Genomic DNA, 1774 nt, shown 5'->3' with positions numbered 1-1774 from the left:
TTGGAGCTTGCACGCAACAAAATTCCTTCTCCAGGGCGCCAACTCTCTAGCTGATAAGGACCAACACAAGCAGAATGGCTTGCCAAATACCGGTTTCCCATATCACCATTTTTTTCGTGTTTCATGAGTGTTTCACGATCAAGCAAAGCAAGAGTACGACTAGTGGCAAAATGGCTAAGAATGAGCTCTGCTGGATAAGGTTTATCAAATTTCATCACAACCGTTTTGTCGTCCGGTGCTTGAAAAGCCTCATCAACGTTTTGTTCTGTAATCCCATATTCATTAAATGTCGCCGCAGTAGCCATCTTCAATTGAACAACCCGCTTCATGCTCCAAATAAGATCATTAGCATTCGCAGGACGACCATCATTGAACTTTAAACCATCACGCAAGTGAAAAGTAATCACCGTACTCTGATCATCACTTGAAACATCCCAACTCTTCGCTAAAGAAGGAACCATTTTAGCAGCATCATCTGTAGCAGAAACGACTAAATTATCACAAACATTAACAAGAACTTCATTACCATAACGGTCATTGATTTGTGCGGGATCAAATGTACTTATTGTATCAAGATTCCAAGCCATCACAAGCGTATCGGCAGGTGTTTTCGCTGAAACTTGTTGCACAAACATCCCCATTGCAAGAACAGCAGAAACAAAAGAACTGCCCTTTTTCAATATTTTTCTTTTCCCGTTCATAGAATTTTCCTTTTAAGATTTAAGGTTATTGTATAACTTCTCATGTGACAACATGCAAAAATGATAAGATCATGCTTAGAAAACACGCCTCCTAGAGGTAAAATATCAAAATCTCTAAAAGCAGCAGCCACTTTTCAAAAGCTCCTTCCCTCCCAAATACGTATAGAACAAACGAACATATGCAACGCAAAACGATCTGATTAAAATGAAGCTATCACGCACGATAGCACACGACATCACGGCACTTATAATTCAGAGCATATCAGACCAAAATCCTTCCTTGCTTCATTAAAAAGATTTCTTTTTCAAGTTTCTTCTTGCGATTTTCTAAAAAGTATCATCAAAGCGCTACTCTAATTGCTTCAAAAGCCTCAAAACAATTTGATATTTTGATGATCCTGAATAAATTTTTTCGTAACCATTTTCACCCTTCTTCAGAAGAAAATTCGAACTTTATTATAACTCCGTATCAAATAACAGCTTCGAACCTATAGATTATCATATTTTAAGTCATAAGGAATGTAACCTGAGGTATGAGAAGAGTAGCTTGATGTTTCCCCACGTACCCGCATACAACAGTTTTTCTCACCAAAACATTTTATAAAGTCCCCATTTTTTCAGAAACACTAAATTTTGCTTTATTCGTTACACCTGTCTTTTGCAACAAACAAATTTATTACTTTTTATACATATAAATTGAAATATCAAATATTAATATCTATATACGTAGAATTTATCGAAATAAATAACCTCTCTTCCCAATAGAATGTTTTGAAACAAAATTCTCTACACAACATGGTAATCCATTCCCGATAGAATTCAACGTATTGCAAAGTATTAAAGAGCTTTGCAATACATCAAATATATCATGACCATGTTTTTTTATATTTTATAAACCTGATACCTTTTTATTTTTCAATTGCACTATAAAAAATACGTGGTGCACTATTCCAAACCCATTTTTTGACATCAGGTGTCATCGCTACAGAAACATATGTCTGATAGATAAAAGCATAAGGCCCTTTCTGCATAAAATCACGTTGTAAATCAGCATACATTTGCGCCCGTTTTTT

1 protein-coding gene and 1 pseudogene are annotated in these 1774 nt (G+C 35.6%); both read right to left on the bottom strand.

All coding sequences use genetic code 11. The features are described 5' to 3' along the window. Positions 1-701 (bottom strand): ABC transporter substrate-binding protein (locus ACFIL3_RS09930; RefSeq protein WP_375613990.1); only part of this gene is annotated, 701 nt, incomplete at its 3' end. Between the two features lie 908 nt (positions 702-1609). Further along, positions 1610-1774 (bottom strand): annotated as a pseudogene (locus ACFIL3_RS09925) (ABC transporter substrate-binding protein); the annotation flags it as partial.

The organism is Bartonella sp. CE47NXGY (assembly GCF_042195415.1).
Lineage (GTDB): Bacteria > Pseudomonadota > Alphaproteobacteria > Rhizobiales > Rhizobiaceae > Bartonella.
Note: the sequence above shows the minus strand (reverse complement) of the source record. Positions and strands in the feature narration are given on the sequence as shown.